General features: G+C 45.1%; 2 pseudogenes. Both read left to right on the top strand.

The window, feature by feature from the left end:
• Window positions 1–1,856, top strand: a pseudogene (locus HMPREF1519_RS10600) (hypothetical protein); the annotation flags it as partial.
• An 81-nt stretch (window positions 1,857–1,937) separates the two neighbouring features.
• A pseudogene (locus tag HMPREF1519_RS10495) lies at window positions 1,938–2,456 on the top strand (MSCRAMM family adhesin SdrC); the annotation flags it as partial.

Genomic DNA, 2,456 nt, shown 5'->3' with positions numbered 1-2,456 from the left:
GCTTAGGATCTTTCACTTCAGAAACACTTGTTGATGCAGAGGTTGATAATGACTCAGATACACTTGTTGAAATACTTGTGCTTTCAGAGGCACTAGCTGATTCTGTCGAACTTACTGATTCTGAGGCAGACAATGATGCAGATGCACTTGCACTTTGCGATTCGCTCAACGATACAGACTCACTTGTAGAAATCGATGCACTTACTGAGAGTGACTCACTCAGTGATACTGAGTTTGAAACAGATTGTGATTCAGACACTGATGCGCTCGCTGAAACTGATTCTGAGTTCGATACTGATTGCAACTCTGAAATTGAGACATTTACTGAAGTCGATACTGAGGCAGAGACTGATGCGGATGCGCTCGCTGAAGCTGACTCTGAGGCACTTGTTGATTCTGACGCAGATGCTGAAGCGGATGTACTTGCTGAAGCTGACACAGACACACTTGCACTTTGTGATTCACTCAAGGATGCTGACTCTGATTCTGAAACGCTGGATGAAGCTGATTCTGATGCAGATGTACTTGCACTTTGCGATTCGCTCAACGATACAGACTCACTTGTTGAAATCGAAGCACTTACTGAAGTCGATACTGAAGCTGAGACTGATGCGGATGCGCTCGCTGAAGCTGACTCTGAGGCACTTGCTGAGGTACTCAATGACGTTGAAAAACTTGTTGAAGCACTTGTGCTTTCAGAGGCACTCAAGAATACTGATATAGATGCTGACTCGGATACTGGAACGCTTGATGAAGCGGATTCTGAGGCAGATGCACTTGCACTCTGCGATTCGCTCAACGATACAGACTCACTTGTTGAAATTGAAGAACTTTCTGAAAGTGACTCACTCAGTGATACTGAGGTTGAAACAGATTCTGATTCAGACACAGACGCACTCTCTGAAACGGACTCGGAGTTCGATACTGATTGTGACTCGGAAATTGAGGTACTTACTGAAGTTGACTCTGAGGCTAATGCTGAAGCGGACGCAGATAATGACTCAGACACACTTGTTGATGCTGAAAGACTTGCTGAGGTACTCAACAAAGTTGAAATACTTGTGCTTTCAGAGGCACTCAAGGTTGCTGATGTAGAAGCTGACTCGGATACTGAAACGCTTGATGAAGCAGTTTCTGAGGCAGATGCACTTGCTGAGGCTGACGCAGAGACTGAGTTTGATCCAGACTGTGATTCTGAGACTGAGGCACTTGATGATGCTGACTCGGAATTAGAGACTAATTGTGATTCACTGATTGAAGCACTTACTGATGCACTTTCAGAATTAGAAACTGATTGTGACACTGAAACTGAAGCGCTCAATGACACCGACTCTGATGCGCTGACTGATTCTGACACTGAGGCTGACGCAGAGACTGATGCGGATGTGCTTGCTGATTCCGACACAGATTCAGAAACTGATGTGCTAACGGATTCTGATACAGACGCACTTGTTGATGCAGACTCGGAATTAGAGACTGATTGTGATTCTGAGATTGAAGCACTTACTGACGCTTTCTCGGAGTTTGAGACAGACTGTGATTCAGACACCGATGCACTCTCTGAGGCTGACTCGGAATTAGACACTGATTGTGATTCTGAGATTGAAGCACTTACTGACGCTGACTCGGAGTTTGAGACAGACTGTGATTCAGACACCGATGCACTCTCCGAGGCTGACTCGGAATTAGAAACTGACTGTGATCCTGAAACAGATGTACTCAATGACACCGACTCACTCAATGATGCTGAGTTAGATGTCGAAAGCGACTCACTAGCTGAAATGAAGCTTGAAGCTGAGTTCGAAATAGATTCAACAGTTGAAATAATCGCAGAAATTGAAGCACTAAAGGCTTGAGACTGGCTTTCAAATGCAGAAGCACTCAATGAGCTTGACGTACTCAATGATTCTGACTCTGAAGTCGAGATTGAGGAACTTGTGCTCTGTGATTCACTCAATGATGCAGACTCACTAACTGAAATTGAAGCACTTACTGACGCTGATTCGGAGTTTGAAGCAGACTGTGATTCAGACACTGAGGCACTCTCTGATGCTGATTCTGAGTTTGAAACAGACTGTGATTCTGATACAGATGCACTCTCTGAAGCTGATTCGGAATTAGACACTGATTGTGATTCACTTACTGATGCACTCTCTGAGGCTGACTCGGAGTTTGATGCAGACTGTGATTCTGAAACTGAGGCACTAACTGACGCTGATTCGGAATTTGATACAGACTGTGATTCAGAGACTGATTCACTTACTGATGCTGACTCGGAGTTTGACACTGACTGTGACTCAGAAACTGACGCACTCTCTGAGGCTGATTCGGAGTTTGAGACTGACTGTGAGTCAGAAACTAACGCACTCTCTGAGGCTGATTCGGAGTTTGACACTGACTGTGAGTCAGAAACTGACGCACTTGCTGACGCTGACTCGGAGTTTGACACTGATTGC

It is taken from the genome of Streptococcus sp. SR4 (genome assembly GCF_000517725.1).
GTDB lineage: Bacteria > Bacillota > Bacilli > Lactobacillales > Streptococcaceae > Streptococcus > Streptococcus salivarius_F.
The sequence above is the reverse complement of the archived record's forward strand: the minus strand, read 5'-3'. Positions and strand labels throughout refer to the sequence as shown.